Origin of the sequence: Flavonifractor sp., from assembly GCF_019422385.1 — a bacterium.
Taxonomy (GTDB): Bacteria; Bacillota; Clostridia; order Oscillospirales; family Oscillospiraceae; genus Flavonifractor; species Flavonifractor avistercoris.
Window position 1 is genome coordinate 1 of the sequence record NZ_JAHZDL010000053.1, and the last position, 17,356, is coordinate 17,356.

The following is a 17,356-nucleotide window of genomic DNA, read 5'->3' on the forward strand; positions in this document are numbered from 1 at the left end:
GCGGAGCAGCTCTCCCACATGGAGGCGGGCCTGCGCACCGCCCTGGACGAGCGGATGCGCAGCGAGCGGATGAAGGTGGAGCTGATCACCAACGTCTCCCACGATCTGAAAACCCCCCTCACCTCCATCATCAGCTACGCGGAGCTGCTGAAACAGGAGGACGACCTGCCCGAAGCCGCGCGGGACTATGTCCACATCCTGTCCGACAAGGCAAAACGCCTCCAGACCATGGTGCAGGACGTGTTCGAGGTGAGCAAGGCCACCACCGGCAACCTGCGGGTAGATGTAAAGCCGCTGGACTTTGCAAAGCTGCTCCGCCAGACCCTGGCGGACATGGAGGAGGCCATCGAGGAGAGCGGCCTGAGCCTCAAGCCCCGCCTGCCCGATGCGCCGGTGTGGATCGCCGCCGACGGGGACCGGCTCTACCGGGTGTTCCAGAACCTGATCGGCAACGCGCTGAAATACTCCCTGCCCGGCTCCCGGGTCTACCTGGATCTCACCGTGGAGGGGCTTCAGGCCACAGCCATGGTGCGTAACACCTCTAAGGAGGAGCTGCCCGACGGGGTGGATCTCACCGAGCGGTTCGTCCGGGGGGACGAGAGCCGCACCGACGGGGGCAGCGGCCTGGGCCTGTCCATCGCCCGCACCTTCACCGAGGCCTGCGGCGGCGCCTTCTCCGTCCAGACCCAGGCGGATCTGTTCACCGCCGCTGTCTCCTTCCCCCTCACCATGGAGCGGCCACCCCAGGAGGAAACCATATAGGAATATCAAAAAGCGGAGGTGCGCCATACGGCGCACCTCCGCTTTTGAGGATTTAGAGATACAGCTCCGGCGGCCGCTCCGTCTTGGTGAGGGCCTCCTCCAGATGGGCCACGGTGGCGGAAAAGGCAGCCCCCTCCACCCTGCGGCTGCCGGTTGGGCAGGCGTGGACACAGGCCAGGCAGCGGATGCACTTCTCCCCGTCGGTCTCCCGGGGAGCGGCCGGGTCGATGGCCTCCACCGGGCAGGCCCGGGCGCAGGCGCCGCAGCCGGTACAGCTCCCGTCCCCCTCCGGATAGAAGGGGGCCCGCTGGAAGTCCCGGTAGGGCCGGTTCCCCGGCAGCGCCGGGGGCTCCCACGCCCCGGACAGCTTGTCCGCCGCCCGGCGGCCCAGCTCCGCCGCCGCGGCCAGATCCGCCTCGCTGGGCCGGCCCTTCCCCACCTTGGCCGAGAAGGTGTGGGGAGCCACAAAAGACCCGGCCGCCAGGGTGCGGAAGCCCCGGGCGGCGCACAGGTCGCTCAGCTCCACCAGGGCGTCGTCAATGAGCCGGTTTCCGTACACCGCCAGCAGAATGACGGGGGTGTTCCCGCCGTGGAGGCCGTCCAGCAGGCCCTCCACCTCCGGCACCCGGCCGTAGTACACCGGCACACCCAGGATCACCAGATCATTTTCTGTAAAGTGATATTCCTTCCTCCGCTCCTCCGGGCGGGTCAGATCCACCTCCCGGTGCTCGCCGGGAATGGCCGCCGCCACGGCCCGGACATAGGCGCGGGTTCCGTGGGTGGGGCTGAAATAGAGTGCGGTAACGCGCTGTTCCATGGTTGTTCCTTCCTTTCCGCTGTTTTCTTTTCCTGAAAAAAGCGCGCCGCGGGACTCAGCCCCGCGGCGCGTCTTTCTGCCTTCTTCCGGCTCTGACGGTCTGTACTCAGCAGCAGCTGTTGCCGCAGCCGTTGTTGCAGCCGCAGCCATTGCCGCCCCAGCTGTTGCCGCCGCAGCAGCAGCAAAGCAGGATGATGATCAGGATGATCCACAGGCAACCGCCGCCGCCGAATCCGCAGCCATTATTGCACCCCATTATGAAGTACCTCCCGGTATGAAGATGGAAACCTGGCGCCGGTGCGGCGGAAGACCGCCTCCGGCCCGGTTTCAATCCATTCTATGCCGGAATGGGCTGTAGGTGCGGATTTTACTCCAGTTCAAAAGCACCGGTATAGAGCTGATAGTAGATGCCGTGCTGCTGGATCAGATCCTCGTGGTCGCCCCGCTCCACGATGCGGCCGTGATCCAGCACCATGATGGCGTCGGAGTTGCGGACGGTGGACAGGCGGTGGGCGATGACGAACACGGTGCGGCCGCTCATCAGGGCGTCCATGCCCCGCTGGACAATGGCCTCGGTGCGGGTGTCGATGGAGGAGGTGGCCTCGTCCAGGATCATCACCGGCGGGTCGGCCACGGCGGCCCGGGCGATGGCGATGAGCTGCCGCTGGCCCTGGGACAGGTTGGCGCCGTTGCCGGTGAGCATGGTGTCATAGCCCTGGGGCAGGCGGCGGATGAAGTCGTCCGCGTTGGCCAGCACGGCGGCGGCCTCCACCTCCTCGTCGGTGGCGTCCAGGTTGCCGTAGCGGATGTTCTCCCGGACGGTGCCGGTGAACAGGTTGGTGTCCTGGAGCACGATGCCCAGGGAGCGGCGGAGATCCGGCTTCTTGATGTCGTTGATGGAGATGCCGTCGTAGTGGATCTTGCCGTCGGCGATGTCGTAGAAGCGGTTGATCAGGTTGGTGATGGTGGTCTTGCCCGCGCCGGTGGCGCCCACGAAGGCCAGCTTCTGGCCGGGCTTGGCGAACAGGCTGATGTCGTGGAGGATGGTCTTGCCCTCCTCGTAGGCGAAGTCCACGTGGTCGAAGCGCACGTCGCCGGCCAGCTTGACATACTGGACGCTGCCGTCGGCCTGGGGCACCTTCCACGCCCACAGGTTGGTGTGCTCACGGGTCTCCACCAGGGTCTGGCCGTCCTTGTCATAGGACACGTTCACCAGGGTGACGGTGCCGTGATCCTCCTCGGAGGGCTCATCCATCAGATTGAAGATCCGCTGGGCGCCCGCCAGGGCCATGACCACGGAGTTGAACTGCTGGGAAATCTGGCTGATGGGGTTGGAGAAGCTCTTGGACAGCTGGAGGAAGGTGGCGATGGTGCCCAGGGTGATGCCGGCGTCGATGCCGCCCAGGGCCAGCGCGCCGCCGGCCATGGCTACGATCACATACTGGACGTTGCCGATGTTGATCAGGATGGGCATGAGGATGTTGGCGTACTTGTTGGCCTTGTCGGCGCTCTCACACAGGGCGTCGTTCACCTTGTCAAAGCCCTCCTGGGCCTCCTCCTCGTGGCAGAAAACCTTGACCACCTTCTGGCCGTTGATCATCTCCTCGATATAGCCGTTCAGATCGCCCAGCTTCACCTGCTGCTGGACGAAATAGCGGCCGCTGCGGCCGGCCAGGAACTTGGTGACCAGCAGCATGACGATGATGCACAGGATCACCACGCCGGTGAGCAGCAGGTTGGTGGCCAGCATGCTGACAAAGGTGACCAGAATCATCATGGCCGAGTTGATCACCTGGGGAATGCTCTGGGAGAGCATCTGGCGCAAGGTGTCCACGTCGTTGGAGTAGACGCTCATCACGTCGCCGTGGGCGTGGGTGTCAAAGTACTTGATGGGCAGGGTCTGCATGTGGCCGAACAGATCGTCGCGGATGCGCTTCTGCACGCCCTGGGAGATAGTGACCATAATGCGGTTGTAGGCAAAGGCGCACAGGGCGCCCACAAGATACAGGCAGGCCATCATGAGGATCACCCGCAGCAGGCCGCTGAAATCCGGATTGGCCATGGCGGCCAGGGGCACGATGTAGTTGTCAATCAGGGTGCCCAGGAACAGGGAGCCGGACACGGAGGCCACGGCGCTGACCAGGATGCACAGGATGACCACCACGAACAGGGCCAGGTAGCCGCGGCCCACGTAGCTGAGCAGGCGGCCCACCACGTGCTTGCGATTCACCGGAGCCTTATTCATCGTCGCTGCCTCCCTTCGTCTGGGACTCATAGATTTCGCGGTAGATGTCACAGGTCTGGAGCAGCTCCGCGTGGGTGCCCATGGCGGCGATCCTGCCGCCGTCCATCACCAGGATCTTGTCGGCATCCTCAATGGAGGAGATGCGCTGGGCGATGATGAACTTGGTGGTCTCGGGGATCTCCTCCCGGAACGCCTTGCGGATCAGCGCGTCGGTCTTGGTGTCCACGGCGGAGGTGGAGTCGTCCAGGATCAGGATCTTGGGCTTTTTCAGCAGGGCGCGGGCAATGCACAGGCGTTGCTTCTGGCCGCCGGACACGTTGGAGCCGCCCTGCTCGATGTAGGTGTCGTACTTGTCGGGGAACTCCTGGATGAAGGGGTCGGCCTGGGCCAGCCTGCACACCCGAACCATCTCCTCGTCGGTGGCCTCCTTGTTGCCCCAGCGCAGATTGTCCTTGATGGTGCCGGAGAAGAGCACGTTCTTCTGGAGCACCATGGCAACCTGCTCCCGCAGGGCCTCCATGTCGTAGTCCCGCACGTCCACGCCGCCCACCAGCACGCGGCCCTCGGTGGCGTCGTACAGGCGGGGGATCAGCTGCACCAGGGTGGTCTTGGAGGTGCCGGTGCCGCCCAGGATGCCCACCGTCTCGCCGGATTTGATGGTCAGGTTCACGTCCTTCAGGCACTCCTTGGAGGGATCCTTGGCATAGCTGAAGCTGACATTCTCAAACACCACGGAGCCGTCCTTGACCTCCTCAATGGGGTTGGGGCCGTTCTGGAGGTCGCTCTCCTCGTTGAGCAGCTCGGTGATACGCTCGGCAGAGGCGCGGGCGATGACGATCATGACCACCACCATGGACAGCATCATCAGGTTCATGAGGATCATCATGATATAGCTGAACATGCTGGTGAGCTGGCCGGTGGTCATGGAGCCGTCCACGATCAGGTGGGCGCCCAGCCAGGACACCGTGAGGATGCAGGCGGCCACACACAGCTGCATCAGGGGGCTGTTGAAGGCCAGAATCTTCTCGGCCTTGGAGAAGTCCAGGTAGATCTCCTTGGAGACCTTGCCGAATTTCTCCTTCTCGTGCTCCTCCCGCACGAAGGACTTGACCACCCGGATGCCCAGCAGGTTCTCCTGCACCACGTTGTTCATCCAGTCGTACTTTTTGAACACCCGCTCAAAGATGGGATGGGCGCGGGTCATGATGAAGAGCAGGCCCAGCGCCAGAACCGGGATCACGACCAGGAAGACCAGGGCCAGCTGGGGGTTGATGGTAAAGGTCATCACCCAGGCGCAGATGAGCATGATGGGGCAGCGCACCGCGATGCGGATGATCATCATGAAGGCCATCTGCACGTTGGTCACGTCGGTGGTCAGGCGGGTGATGATACCGCCGGTGGAGTACTTGTCAATGTTGGAAAAGGAAAATTTCTGGACGTTGGCGTACATCTCCCGCCGCAGATTGCGGGACAGGCCGGTGGACGCCTTGGCCGTAAAGCGGCCGGACAGGGCGCCCAGCAGCAGAGCCACCAGCGCCATGGCCACGACCGTCAGGCCGTAGAGGGCGATGTGGTGCATGCTGCCGGCCTCCACGCCCTCGTCCAGCAGCTTGCCGGTCATCGTGGGGATCAGCACGTCAAAGACCACCTCGCCGATGACGAAAACCGGCGTCAGAATAGTGGCCGGCCAGAACTCCTTGATACAGCCCGCTATGCTGCGTTTTTTCTTCATAGGGTTCCCTCCTTGGGTGAAATTCGCCTGCTAACTGTTAGCATGAGGACTGCCCGTCGATCGCTCTGCCTCAGGCCGCGGATTGGACAGCTCCGTCAGATTGTGCTTGAGCTTCTCCACCGTCGCCATGAACTGGTCGAGCTCCGCCTGGGTCAGTCCCCGGGTCAGCGCCGCCTCCACATGCTGGATACGGATCGCCGCCTGCTGGTTGAGGGCCTCCGCCTTTGGCGTGACCATCACCCGCTTGAGCCTGGCGTCCCGGCTCACCGGAAGGCGGACAATCAGCCCCTCCGCCTCCATGTTTTTCAGCAGCCGGGAGGCCGTGGAGCGCCGGATGGAGAACACCTCCTCCAGCGTCTTCTGGAAGATCTCCTGATCCCGGTTCCGGCAGAGGAATCCCAGCAGCATCCCCTGCATCTCGGTAAACTCGTCACAGTCCGGCCGGCCGGCCTGTTCCCACATCTTCCGCCGCATCAGATTGGACAGGGCCTTGATCTCATAGCCGATATGACGCTCTCGCCGCATGCGCCCTTCACCTCCTTGTTTGAACAGTATTATTTTAGTTTCCTTGCTAACAGTTGTCAATGAGCACAATATACAAAAAGCCTCCCGTCAGCCGGGAGGCTTTTTACTGGGTGCGGGTGTTCAGGACAGGCGGGACACAGCCACGCCGTCCATGACGGCCTGCAGCTGGCTCTTGTCCACGCCGCTGCTGGCCGCCGTCTTGTCCAGCAGGATGCCGCTGCCGTCCTTCAGGGGCACGGACAGGGCGAAGTAGGACAGGTAAACCACCTGTGCCCGCAGGAAGCTCCCGCTGTTCAGGGCGGTGCGTTCGGCGGAGGTGAGCACCCCCAGCTCCACCGCGCGATCCAGAGCGGTGCTCCAGGTGAAATCCGGGGAGGTGCCGCTGTCCGTGTAGCCCAGGGCCCGCAGCAGGAAGGTCACATACTCCCCCGCCGTGATGTTGGTGTTGGCTCCGAAGTAGAGCCATCCGTCCAGGCCGGGGCCGATCCCCTGGGTATAGCCCTGCTCATAGGCATAGGCCACATAGCGGTCGCACCAGGCCGGGGTGTCCACAAACGGGTTGGCCGCCGTGCTGCTCAGGGCGGCTCCCTCCTCCCCGATCAGGCGGAGGAACATGACCAGGCCCACCAGCCGGGTGGGGGCCACCTCCAGATCATAGCCGGAGCCGTAGGCGGTACCGGTGCCCTGGAACAGGCCCATGTCCCTCAGGGCATCGGCCAGGGCGTTGTAGTCCACCCCGGAGCCGGGGACAATGGTATAGGTGCCCTCCAGACTCAGCACGGCGGTGTCGGAGGTGACGGTCACCGTCCCGCCGCCCTCTGCCGCCAGGCCACGGTGGCGGGCGGTCAGGGCGGCCCCGGCGGACAGCGCGGTTCCGGCCGTCACGTCCACCAGAGTCCCCGTGCTGACAGAGGCGCCCCCCGCCAGCAACAGCACGCCGGAGCCGGCGGGCAGGGTGAGCACGTCCCCCTCCTTGAAACGGCAATCCGTAAGGGCGGAGTTTCCGCCGTTCAGATATGCGCTGTGGCGTCCCTCCAATACGGAGGACGCCGACTGATAGATGCTCTGGGTCTTCTCCTCCACCCGGGCCTGGGCCTGCTCCAGCACGCCGGGCACATAGGTCTCCTCCAGATAGGTCTGGGTAATCAGGCTCTCTCCCCCACTGGCGGCGTACACCGCCGCGCAGCTGATGAGGACAATGAGAGCCAGCAGTCCCGCGGCAAGTCGTCTCATGGCGCCTCCGAAATCATGTAGTTCAGGGCCAGCAGGCTGTCGGCGAAGTGGACATTTTCAACCACAACCCCCGGCGCGTTCAGGTTCAGCTCAATGTTGGTGAAGTTCCAGATCCCCTTCACGCCGCAGGCCACCAGGCGTCCGGCGATCTGATTGGCCACCCCCCGGGGCACGGTGAGCACCCCGATGCTGGCGGGATTCTGACTCAGGTATCGCTCCAGCTGATCCACGTGGTGGATGGCGGTGCCGGAAAACTCCTGCCCCACCAGCGGCGGGGCGATGTCAAAGGCGGCGATGAGCTTCACGCCGGAGCGGTCGAAATGGAAGTTCTCAATCAGCGCCCGGCCCAGGTTGCCCGCGCCCACCACCACCGCGGTGTGCCCCCGCTTCATGCCCAGAATCTCGGAGATCTCCCCCCGCAGGTTCTCCACGTTGTAGCCATAGCCCTGCTGTCCGAACTCCCCGAAGCAGGAGAGATCCTGCCGGATCTGGGAGGCCGTCAGGCCCATGGATCTGCCCAGGGCGTTGGAGGAAATGCGCTCCACCCCCGCCAGATACAGGTCGTTCAGGTGCCGGTAGTACCGGGGAAGCCGCCGGATCACGGCACTGGACACCTTGTCCTTTTTCATGTTTGTCTCCCTCTTCCCGTGCGAAGCTCTGTCCGTCCCTCTCAGTTTACCCAAAATACCCGGCGCTGTCAACGCCGCCGGTCACACAATCCGGCTGCGCAGGGTGCCGATGCCCTGGATCTCCACCTCCACCGTGTCGCCGGGATGCATGGGGCCCACGCCGGCGGGGGTGCCGGTGGCGATCACGTCGCCGGGCTCCAGGGTCATGGACGCGGTGATGAAGGCGATGATCTCCGGGACGCTGGTGATCAGCAGGCGGGTATTGCTCTGCTGCACCACCTCCCCGTTCAGCAGGGTGCGGATGTCCAGGCTGGCGGGATCCACCTCGTCGGTGACCACCGGGCCCACGGGGGCAAAGCCGTCCATGTTCTTGCCCCGGGCCCACTGACCGTCGGACTTCTGCACGTCCCGGGCGGTGACGTCGTTGAGACAGGTGAAGCCCAGGACATAGTCCATGGCCCGCTCCGCCGGCACATCCTTGGCCCGGCGCTTCATGACCACGCCCAGCTCCCCCTCGTAATCCAGCCGGCCCACAAAATCGGGGGCGTGAACCGTCCCCAGGTGCGTATTGAGGGCGTTGGGGGCCTTCAAAAACAGGGTGGGCTTGTCCGGGTTGTGAGAGGCGTCCAGCATGGACTTCATCTCTTCGATGTGGTCGTAGTAGTTCTTGCCCACGCAGACCAGCTTGGTGGCCTCGCAGGGGGCCAGCAGACGGCAGGCCTCCAGTGGCAGGCTCTCCCCGTCATAGCGGAGCCCCTCAAAGGGCGGTTCCAGCAGGGTACGCACCACCTCGCCGTGGAGGACGCCCCAGACGCCCTTTCCATCCCGAAGGATTTTTACGTACTTCATAAGCTCCCCTCCGCGTGCTCCAGAATCAGATCCAGCAGTTCCTGCTTTCCGTCCCCCTTCTCTGCCGAAAAGGGGATCAGCCTGACAGACTCATCCAGCTCCAGGGTTTCCCGGATCCGGGCCAGATTGGGCTCGATGTCGCTTTTGCGCAGCTTGTCCAGCTTATTGGCCACTACGGCGAAGGGGCGGCCGCTGTTCTTGAAAAACGCCGCCATGGTGCAGTCGTCTGCCGTGGGCTTGTGCCGGGCGTCCACAATCTGCAGACCCAGGGTCATGAGGGAGCTGTCGGCAAACCACTCCTCCATGAGCCGCCCCCACCGGGCCTTCTCCGCCTGGGACACCTTGGCATAGCCGTAGCCGGGCAGATCCACCAGGTAGAAGGCCCCGTCAATGAGAAAATAGTTGATATGGGTGGTCTTGCCCGGCGCCGCCCCCACCCGGGCGAAGTTCTTTCGGTTGAGCAGCCGGTTGATCACCGACGACTTCCCCACGTTTGACCGCCCGGCAAAGGCCACCTGGGGCAGCCGATCCCGGGGGAAATCGGCGGCCTTGGCGGCGGAGCGCACAAACTCCGCCTTCTGTAAATTCACTCGCATCCTATCACGTCCTCACTGTCGGAAGGTGGGCACTTCTCGGCTGGCCACCGTGCTCTGATGCGGACGGGGCAGGTCGGGGGCAGCGGCCTGGCCGGCCTGCTCCAGTGCCTCGGCCAGCACCGTGTCCACCTGCTCCACCGGCACAAAGCGCAGGGCGGCGCGAACCGTGGGGTCGATATCCTCCAGATCCGGCAGGTTGTCCGCCGGCAGGAACACGGTCTTGATGCCGCTGCGGTAGGCGGCCATGGTCTTTTCCTTCAGCCCGCCGATGGGCAGCACGCGGCCCCGTAAGGTGACTTCGCCTGTCATGGCGATCTCCCGCCGCACCGGGGCGCCGGTAAGGGCGGACACCATGGCGGTGGTGATGGCGATGCCGGCGGAGGGCCCGTCCTTGGGCACGGCCCCCTCCGGGAAGTGGACATGGATATCCTTCTTCTGGTAAAAGTCCTCCGGCAGGCCCAGGGCGGCGGCCCGTCCCCGGATATAGGACAGGGCGGCGTGGGCGGATTCCTTCATCACGTCCCCCAGGTTGCCGGTGAGCTCCACCTTGCCGGTACCGGGCACCACAGCCGCCTCCACCTCCAGGATCTCGCCGCCCACACTCGTCCAGGCCAGGCCGTTGACCACCCCCACCTGCTCCGTGCGGGACAGGCGCTCCGGATGGTAGCGGCGGACGCCCAGGTACTCCTCCACGTTATCTCCCGTCACGTGGACAGACTTTACACCGTCTGAAACCACACGCATAGCGGCCTTGCGGCACAGGGCGGCCAGCCGCCGCTCCAGGATGCGCACGCCGGACTCCCGGGTGTAGCCCCGGATTACCTCCCGGATGGCGTCGTCGGTGAGCTTGAGCTGGCCGCCCCGCAGGCCGTGGCGCTTGCGCTCACGGGGCAGCAGGTGCCGCTTGGCGATCTGCAGCTTCTCCTCGTCGGTGTAGCTGGTCAGCTCAATGACCTCCATCCGATCCAGCAGGGGCCGGGGGATGGTGTCCAGGGTGTTGGCGGTGGTGATGAAGAGCACGTCGGACAGATCGAAGGGCACCTCCAGATAGTGGTCCCGGAAGGTGCTGTTCTGCTCGGCGTCCAGCACCTCCAGCAGGGCGGATGCGGGATCCCCCCGCTGATCATTGCCCAGCTTGTCGATCTCGTCCAGCAGCAGCAGAGGGTTGCAGGTGCCCGCCTGCCGCACCGCGGCAATGATGCGGCCGGGCATGGCCCCCACATAGGTCTTGCGGTGGCCGCGGATCTCCGCCTCGTCGTGGACGCCGCCCAGGGAGATGCGGGAGAGCTTCCGGTTGACAGCCCTGGCCATGCTCATGGCGATGGAGGTCTTGCCCACGCCGGGCGGGCCCACCAGGCAGAGGATCTGCCCCCTCAGCTGGGGGGCGAGCTGCTTGACGGCCAGGAACTCCAGGATGCGCTCCTTCACCTTGTCCAGGCCGAAGTGGTCGGCGTCCAGCACCTTCCGCGCGGCCGCCACGTCCACCCGCTCCTTCGTCTTCTTTCCCCAGGGCAGCTCCAGCACCGTGTCCAGATAGCCCCGGATGACGCTGGCCTCGGCGGAGCCGAAGGGCTGCTTCTCCAGGCGGCCCACCTCTTTGTTCAGCTTGTCCGCCACCTCCCGGGGCAGCTTTGCCCCGGCGATGCGCTGGCGGTACTCGGCCAGCTCACTGTCTCCGCCGGCGCCGTCCTCCCCCAGCTCCTGCTGGATCACCTTCATCTGCTCCCGCAGGACATAGTCCCGCTGGCTGCGGGTGAGCTGCTCCCGCACCTTGCCCTGGAGCTCCTGCTCCATCTCCAGGATCTCCACCTCCCGGCGGAGGCTCTGGCACAGGCGCTCCAGCCGGCGCACCGGCCGCAGCTCCTCCAGGATGGCCTGCTTGTCGCCGGTGCGCATGGGCAGGTTCTGGGCGATGTAGTCGGCGATGTAGCCGGGATCCTCGCTGGACAGCACCGACAGGAGGATGTCGGGGGTCATCTTGGGGGCCAGCTCGATGAAGGACTCAAAGAGCTCATAGGTCTGGCGGATCAGCGCCTCCGTCCGGGCGGAGCGGCGCACCGGCTGTTCGGCGGGGAGCTCCTCCACCCGGGCGGCCAGATAGGGCTCGGTCTGGGTCATCTCCAGCAGGCGGCCCCGGCTCAGGCCCTCCACCATCACCCGCACATTGTCGCCGGGCAGGCGGAGGAGCTGGCGCACATTGCAGACGGTGCCGACACTGTAAAGGTCTTTCTCCTGCGGATCCTCCACGGCCAGATCCCGCTGGGCCACCAGGAAAATGGGCTGGCCGGAGCCCATGGACTCGTCCAGGGCCTTGATGGAGGCCGCCCGGCCCACGTCAAAGTGGAGCAGCATGTTGGGGAAGACCGTCAGCCCCCGCAGCGCCAGGGCGGGCATGGTCTTCTGCAGATTGGTTTCCATGGCGTCTCCCTCCCTTCCGGAGTTGAAACCAAAGCAGGGCGAGGGCACCGCCCCCGCCCCGCCGGATGTGTTTAAGATACGTTCCCCTTGGGCACAGCGCCGCCCTGCTCCGCATGGAGCGAGGCGCCGCCCAGCCGGGGCCGCTGGGTGCGGCTGGGATCGCGCTCAATCTTCGGCGGCGCGTGATCCTTCACGCTCTCCTCCGTGATGGTCACCTTGGCAATGGTGGGATCAGAGGGCACGTCGTACATCAGCTGGGTCATGACCTCCTCCAGCACGGCCCGCAGGCCGCGGGCGCCGATGCCCCGCTCAATGGCCTTGTCGGCGGCGGCCTCCAGGGCCTGGGTGTCAAAGCTCAGATCCACCATGTCATACTCCAGCAGCTTCTGGTACTGCTTCACCAGGGCGTTCTTGGGCTCGGTGAGGATGCGCACCAGCTGGCCCTTGTCCAGGGCGCTGAGGGTGGTGATCACCGGAAGACGGCCCACCAGCTCGGGGATGATGCCGAACTTCAGCAGATCGTGGGGCTGCACCTGCTTGAGCACAGAGGTGGTGTCCCGCTCCCCCTTGGTCTTGATGTCGGCGCCGAAGCCGATGGTCTTCTTGTCCAGGCGCTGCTCGATGATCTTCTCCATCCCGTCGAAGGCGCCGCCGCAGATGAAGAGGATGTTTTTGGTGTTGATCTGGATGAACTCCTGGTGGGGGTGCTTCCGGCCGCCCTGGGGCGGCACGTTGGCCACGGTGCCCTCCAGGATCTTCAGCAGGGCCTGCTGCACGCCCTCGCCGGACACATCCCGGGTGATGGAGGTGTTCTCGCTCTTGCGGGCGATCTTGTCGATCTCGTCCACGTAGATGATGCCCCGCTCCGCCAGTTCGATGTCGTAGTCGGCGGCCTGCACCAGGCGCAGGAGGATGTTCTCCACGTCGTCGCCCACGTAGCCGGCCTCGGTAAGGGTGGTGGCGTCGGCAATGGCAAAGGGCACCTTCAGAATCCGGGCCAGTGTCTGGGCAAACAGGGTCTTGCCGCAGCCGGTGGGGCCCATGAGCAGGATGTTGCTCTTCTGGAGCTCCACATCCTCCCCGCCGCCGAAGTAGATGCGCTTATAGTGGTTGTACACCGCCACGGACAGGGCCACCTTAGCGTCCTCCTGCCCGATGATATACTCGTCCAGTACCGTCCGGATCTCGTGGGGGGTGGGGATCACGTCGGGGATGTCGGGGCTGAAGGGCTCCTCCGGATCGTAGGTGTCGTCCAGGATGCTCATGCACAGGTGGACGCACTCATTGCAGATATAGGCCCCGGGCCCGGCGATGATGCGGGCCACCTGCTCCTGGTGCTTGCCGCAGAAGGAGCAGCGGACAGACTTGTGCTCGTCATTTTTTGGCATGTTGTGCTACCTCAGTCTCTTGAACTCAAAGGGAGCGGGACGTTGGCTTCCCCGCTCCCTTTGTGGAATTTTATCGCTTATAGATGACTTTGTCAATGAGGCCGTACTCCATGGCCTCCTCCGCGGACATGAAGTTGTCCCGCTCACAGTCGGCGGTGACCACTTCCAGCGGCTTGCCGGTGTTCTCACTCAGGATCTTGTTCATGCGCTTCTTGATGATCTCCAGGCGCTTCAGGTGAATGGCCATGTCGGTGATCTGTCCCTGGGTGCCGGCGGAGGGCTGGTGGATCATGATCTCCGCGTTGGGCAGGGCCAGGCGCTTGCCCTTGGCGCCGGAGGAGAGCAGGAAGGCACCCATGCTGGCGGCCATGCCGATGCAGATGGTGGACACGTCGCACTTGATGTACTGCATCGTGTCATAGATGGCCATGCCGTCGGTCACCGAGCCGCCGGGGCTGTTGATGTAGAACTGGATGTCCTTGTCGGGGTCCTGGGCCTCCAGATACAGCAGCTGGGCCACCACCAGGCTGGCCGTGGTGGCGTTGACCTCCTCCCCCAGGAAGACAATGCGGTCGTTCAGCAGGCGGGAGAAGATGTCGTAAGAGCGCTCGCCGCGGTTGGTCTGCTCCACTACATAGGGTACTAAGCTCATGGTAATAGGATCTCCTTTTTTTGATGTCGGAACGTTCCGGCCATCCCGCCGGGGACGGGCAGGCTCACACAACAGTATGCCCGTCCGCTGGCAGCTTATTCCTCGGTTTTCTCCTCAGCCTTCTCCTCGGCGGCCTCGGCAGGCTCCTCCGCCTTCTTCTTGGTGGTCTTGCGGGTGGTCTTCTTGGGCTTCTCCTCGCCCTCGGCGGCGTCCTCGGCCTTCTTCTTGGAGGAAGCCTTCTTCTTGGCGGGGGCCTTGCCCACCTTGGCGCTGTCATAGACCACGTGCTCGGCCTTGTGGTAGCTCTGCTCCTTGCGGATGCCCTCGGCGTCCACGGCCTCCTTCACCTTGTCCAGCTCCATGTGGTACTGCTCGGCCAGGCGCTTGTACTCCTCCTCGATCTCCTCGTCGGAGACGGTGATGTTCTCGGCGGCCACGATGGCGCCCAGGGCCAGGTCGCGGCGCACCCGCTCCATGGCGGCGGCCTTGGCCTGCTCCCGCATCATGTCCACGGTCATGCCCATCATGGACAGGTACTGCTCAAAGGGGATGCCCTGGGCCTGGATGCGCTGGGCCATGTCGTTGACCAGCTGGTCGGCCTCATAGTCCACCATGGCGTCGGGGATCTCCACCTCCATGTTGGACATGACCTGCTCCATCAGCGCGGCCTCGAAGTCCCGCTGGGCCTGGGACTCCCGGCGCTCCTTCAGCTTGTCGCCCAGATCCTTCTTGAAGTCGGCCAGGGTGTCAAACTCGGACACATCCTTGGCGAACTCGTCGTCCACCTGAGGCAGCTGCTTCTCCTTCACCTCGTGAACCTTCACCTTGAAGACCACGGGCTTGCCGGCCAGCTCGGCGGCGTGGTAGTCCTCAGGGAAGGTGACGTTCAGCTCCTTCTCGTCGCCGGCCTTGGTGCCAACCAGCTGCTCCTCAAAGCCGGGGATGAAGGAGCCGGAGCCCAGCTCCAGGCTGTGGCCCTCGGCCTTGCCGCCGTCGAAGGGGGTGCCGTCCAGGAAGCCCTCGAAGTCGATCACCACGGTGTCGCCCTCCTTGGCCTCCCGCTCCACGGTGACCATGCGGGTGGCGCGGTTGATGAAGGGCTTGAGCTCACCCTCGATGTCCTCGTCGGTGATGGTGACCTCGTTCTTCTCAGCAGTGAGGCCCTTGTACTCGCCCAGCTTCACCTCGGGGCGGACAGTGACGGTGGCCTTGAAGGTCAGGCCGTCCTTGCCCACGTCCAGCACCTCCACATTGGGCCAGGACACGGTGTCCAGCTTCTCCTGCTCCACGGCCTGGGTGTAGGCCTCGGGATAAAGATCGTTGATGGCGTCTTCATAGAACACACCGGAGCCGTACATGCCCTCGATGATCTTCCGGGGGGCCTTGCCCTTGCGGAAGCCGGGGACAGTGATCTTGCCGCGCTGCTTCTTATAGACCTTCTCAACGGCGGCCTCGAACTCCTCCTTGCCGATCTCGATGACCAGCTCGACGGTGCTCTTCTCCTTTTTTTCGACGCTCTTGACATTCATGTTGTTTACTTCCTCCTGTCAGCCCCGGGCGCCGGATCCGGCGCTTTGGGGCCATCTTTCGCGTTATCCGTTTTATAGTAGCAGATATGCGCCAAAATTTCCATACTTTTTTTCAATTATTCGCAGATTTTTTGCGGGCGGAAGCCCACATAGTCCGCGGAGACCAGGTGATACTCCACGCCGCCCTGCGTCCCCTCCACCGCCAGGCGGTGGCTGCCGCCGTGGAGATGGCCGTAATAGCACCGCTCCACGCCGTACTGCTCCAGCAGGGCGATGATCTCCGGGCAGGAGTAGCCCTGGTACAGGGGCGGGTAGTGGAGAAAGCACAGCTTGGGCCGCTCCCCCGCCGCCTTCAGCGAAGCCTCCAGCCGGATCAGCTCCCGCTTGAACACCTTCTGGTCGCCGGTCTCCTCGTAGAACCAGCCCCGGGTGCCGCACAGGGCGTAGTCCCCGTACTCATAGCAGTTGTTGTGGAGGATCTGGAGGGTGGAAAAGCCGTTCTCCGCGAAAAAGCGGTTCATCTTGGCCGCCGTGTTCCACCAGTAGTCGTGGTTGCCCTTGAGCAGCAGCTTCCGCGCCCCGGGCAGGGCGTCCAGGAAGGCGAAGTCCTCCCGCGCCTCCTCCAGGCTCATGCCCCAGGACAGATCGCCGCACAGCACCACCGTATCCTCCGGCCCCACTGCCGTAAAGCCGGCGCGCAGCTTGTCCACGTATCCCTCCCAGCCGCCGCCGAACACGTCCATGGGCTTGTTGGAGGACAGGGAGAGGTGGGTGTCCCCAATCGCAAACAGGGCCATTCAGCGCAGCATCTCCAGCACCTGATCCACCATGTGGTCGCGGGTGACGGTCTCCCGGAAGCGCACCGGCTTGTCCTTCAGGGCGGCCAGCGGGGCCGGGACGGGCACGCCGGTGAGCTCGGAGAGCTGATCCAGGATGGCGGTGCCCTCCGCCAGCTCGGTGACGCCCAGGGCGCCCAGCACGCTGTCGCAGAACTTGAAGGGGCTGGCGGTGGAGGCCACGATGGCCGGGGTGTCGTCGCCGGTCTCCTTCCGGTACTGCTCCAGCACGTCGAAGGCCACGGCGGTGTGGGGGTCGATCAGGTAGTGGTGCTCCTGCCACATCCTCCCGATCACCTTCTGGGTCTGGGCGTCGTCACAGAAGCCGGCGGAGAAGAGCCTGGTCAGCCTGTCCTGAATGGCGGGGCTCACCTCATAGCGGCCGGTCTGGTTCAGCTGGCCCATGTACTCCCGCACCTGCTCGTCATCGTGGCCGGTGAGGGCGAAGAGCAGCCGCTCCAGGTTGGAGGAGATCAGGATGTCCATGGAGGGGGACATGGTGTTGTAGAAGGTGCGGTTGCGGTCGTACACACCGGTGCGCAGGAAATCGGTGAGCACGTTGTTGGAGTTGGAGGCGCAGATCAGCCTGCCGATGGGCACGCCCATCTCCCTGGCGTAGCAGGCGGCCAGGATGTTGCCGAAGTTGCCGGTGGGCACGCAGACGTTGACCTTGTCCCCCTTGCGGATGCGCTCGGCCCGCATGAGATCACAGTAGGCGGAGATGTAATAGACGATCTGGGGCAGCACCCGGCCCCAGTTGATGGAGTTGGCCGAGGACAGGAAGAAGCCGCGGCCGGCCAGCTGCTCTCGCAGGGACTCATCGGAGAAGAGCCTCTTCACGCCGGTCTGGGCGTCGTCGAAGTTGCCCACCACAGAGCACACCCCCACGTTCTCCCCCTCCTGGGTGGCCATCTGGAGCTCCTGGATGGCGGAGACGCCGTCCTTGGGGTAGAACACCAGGATCCGGGTCTTTTCCACGTCCCGGAAGCCCTCCAGGGCGGCCTTGCCGGTGTCGCCGGAGGTGGCCACCAGGATGCACACCGTCTTCTCCTCCTGGTTCTTCACCAGGGAGGCGGAGAGCAGATGGGGCAGCATCTGCAGGGCCATGTCCTTGAAGGCGCAGGTGGGGCCGTGCCACAGCTCCA

Annotated in this window: 16 protein-coding genes; 1 reads left to right on the forward strand and 15 read right to left on the reverse strand. The window is 64.5% G+C overall.

Annotated features, from left to right (window positions below; translation table 11 throughout):
* A partial coding sequence (locus QZ378_RS08170) for a HAMP domain-containing sensor histidine kinase (protein WP_291257914.1) occupies positions 1-762 on the forward strand: 762 nt, incomplete at its 5' end.
* A gap of 52 nt (positions 763-814) precedes the next feature.
* On the opposite strand, the gene QZ378_RS08175 is transcribed toward QZ378_RS08170, so the two are convergent.
* The 15 genes from QZ378_RS08175 to thrC form a co-directional block, all read right to left on the reverse strand.
* Positions 815-1,579 (reverse strand): 4Fe-4S binding protein, encoded by a 765-nt coding sequence (locus QZ378_RS08175; RefSeq protein WP_291257915.1) that lies wholly within the window; start codon positions 1,577-1,579, stop codon positions 815-817.
* A gap of 106 nt (positions 1,580-1,685) precedes the next feature.
* Positions 1,686-1,835, reverse strand: a complete 150-nt coding sequence (locus QZ378_RS08180) for a hypothetical protein (RefSeq protein WP_191378493.1) — start codon at positions 1,833-1,835, stop codon at positions 1,686-1,688.
* Positions 1,836-1,946: 111 nt separating this feature from the next.
* A complete protein-coding gene (locus QZ378_RS08185) occupies positions 1,947-3,824 on the reverse strand; it encodes an ABC transporter ATP-binding protein (protein WP_291257916.1) in 1,878 nt (625 codons plus the stop codon).
* Positions 3,817-5,556, reverse strand: coding sequence for an ABC transporter ATP-binding protein (locus QZ378_RS08190; protein ID WP_291257917.1), 1,740 nt, complete (start codon positions 5,554-5,556; stop codon positions 3,817-3,819). Before QZ378_RS08190 ends, QZ378_RS08185 begins: the two co-directional genes overlap by 8 nt.
* Before the next feature lie 30 nt (positions 5,557-5,586).
* Positions 5,587-6,081: a MarR family winged helix-turn-helix transcriptional regulator gene (locus tag QZ378_RS08195; RefSeq protein ID WP_291257918.1), complete on the reverse strand. Its 495-nt coding sequence runs from the start codon at positions 6,079-6,081 to the stop codon at positions 5,587-5,589.
* A 120-nt stretch (positions 6,082-6,201) separates the two neighbouring features.
* Positions 6,202-7,314, reverse strand: a complete 1,113-nt coding sequence (locus tag QZ378_RS08200; RefSeq protein ID WP_291257919.1) for a hypothetical protein — start codon at positions 7,312-7,314, stop codon at positions 6,202-6,204.
* On the reverse strand, positions 7,311-7,943 hold the full coding sequence (locus QZ378_RS08205; protein WP_191378498.1) for a redox-sensing transcriptional repressor Rex: 633 nt from the start codon (positions 7,941-7,943) through the stop codon (positions 7,311-7,313). Before QZ378_RS08205 ends, QZ378_RS08200 begins: the two co-directional genes overlap by 4 nt.
* An 81-nt stretch (positions 7,944-8,024) precedes the next feature.
* Positions 8,025-8,792, reverse strand: a complete 768-nt coding sequence (locus tag QZ378_RS08210; RefSeq protein ID WP_291257920.1) for a fumarylacetoacetate hydrolase family protein — start codon at positions 8,790-8,792, stop codon at positions 8,025-8,027.
* Entirely contained in the window at positions 8,789-9,388 is a 600-nt protein-coding gene (gene yihA, locus QZ378_RS08215; RefSeq protein WP_087240627.1) for a ribosome biogenesis GTP-binding protein YihA/YsxC, read from the reverse strand. The genes QZ378_RS08210 and yihA overlap by 4 nt, the downstream gene beginning before the upstream one ends.
* 12 nt (positions 9,389-9,400) lie before the next feature.
* Positions 9,401-11,806 carry an endopeptidase La gene (gene lon / locus QZ378_RS08220; protein WP_291257921.1) on the reverse strand — a complete coding sequence of 802 codons (2,406 nt, stop codon included), beginning with the start codon at positions 11,804-11,806 and terminating at the stop codon, positions 9,401-9,403.
* A gap of 71 nt (positions 11,807-11,877) precedes the next feature.
* Positions 11,878-13,194 carry an ATP-dependent Clp protease ATP-binding subunit ClpX gene (gene clpX, locus QZ378_RS08225; RefSeq protein ID WP_087240631.1) on the reverse strand — a complete coding sequence of 439 codons (1,317 nt, stop codon included), beginning with the start codon at positions 13,192-13,194 and terminating at the stop codon, positions 11,878-11,880.
* Positions 13,195-13,264: 70 nt separating this feature from the next.
* Positions 13,265-13,846, reverse strand: coding sequence for an ATP-dependent Clp endopeptidase proteolytic subunit ClpP (clpP, locus tag QZ378_RS08230; protein WP_087240633.1), 582 nt, complete (start codon positions 13,844-13,846; stop codon positions 13,265-13,267).
* Between the two features lie 95 nt (positions 13,847-13,941).
* Positions 13,942-15,375 (reverse strand): trigger factor, encoded by a 1,434-nt coding sequence (gene tig / locus QZ378_RS08235; RefSeq protein WP_291257922.1) that lies wholly within the window; start codon positions 15,373-15,375, stop codon positions 13,942-13,944.
* 116 nt (positions 15,376-15,491) lie between these two features.
* The gene (locus QZ378_RS08240) at positions 15,492-16,172 is read right to left on the reverse strand and encodes a metallophosphoesterase (RefSeq protein WP_291257923.1); all 681 of its coding nucleotides are present in this window, start codon (positions 16,170-16,172) and stop codon (positions 15,492-15,494) included.
* A partial coding sequence (thrC, locus tag QZ378_RS08245) for a threonine synthase (protein WP_291257924.1) occupies positions 16,173-17,356 on the reverse strand: 1,184 nt, incomplete at its 5' end.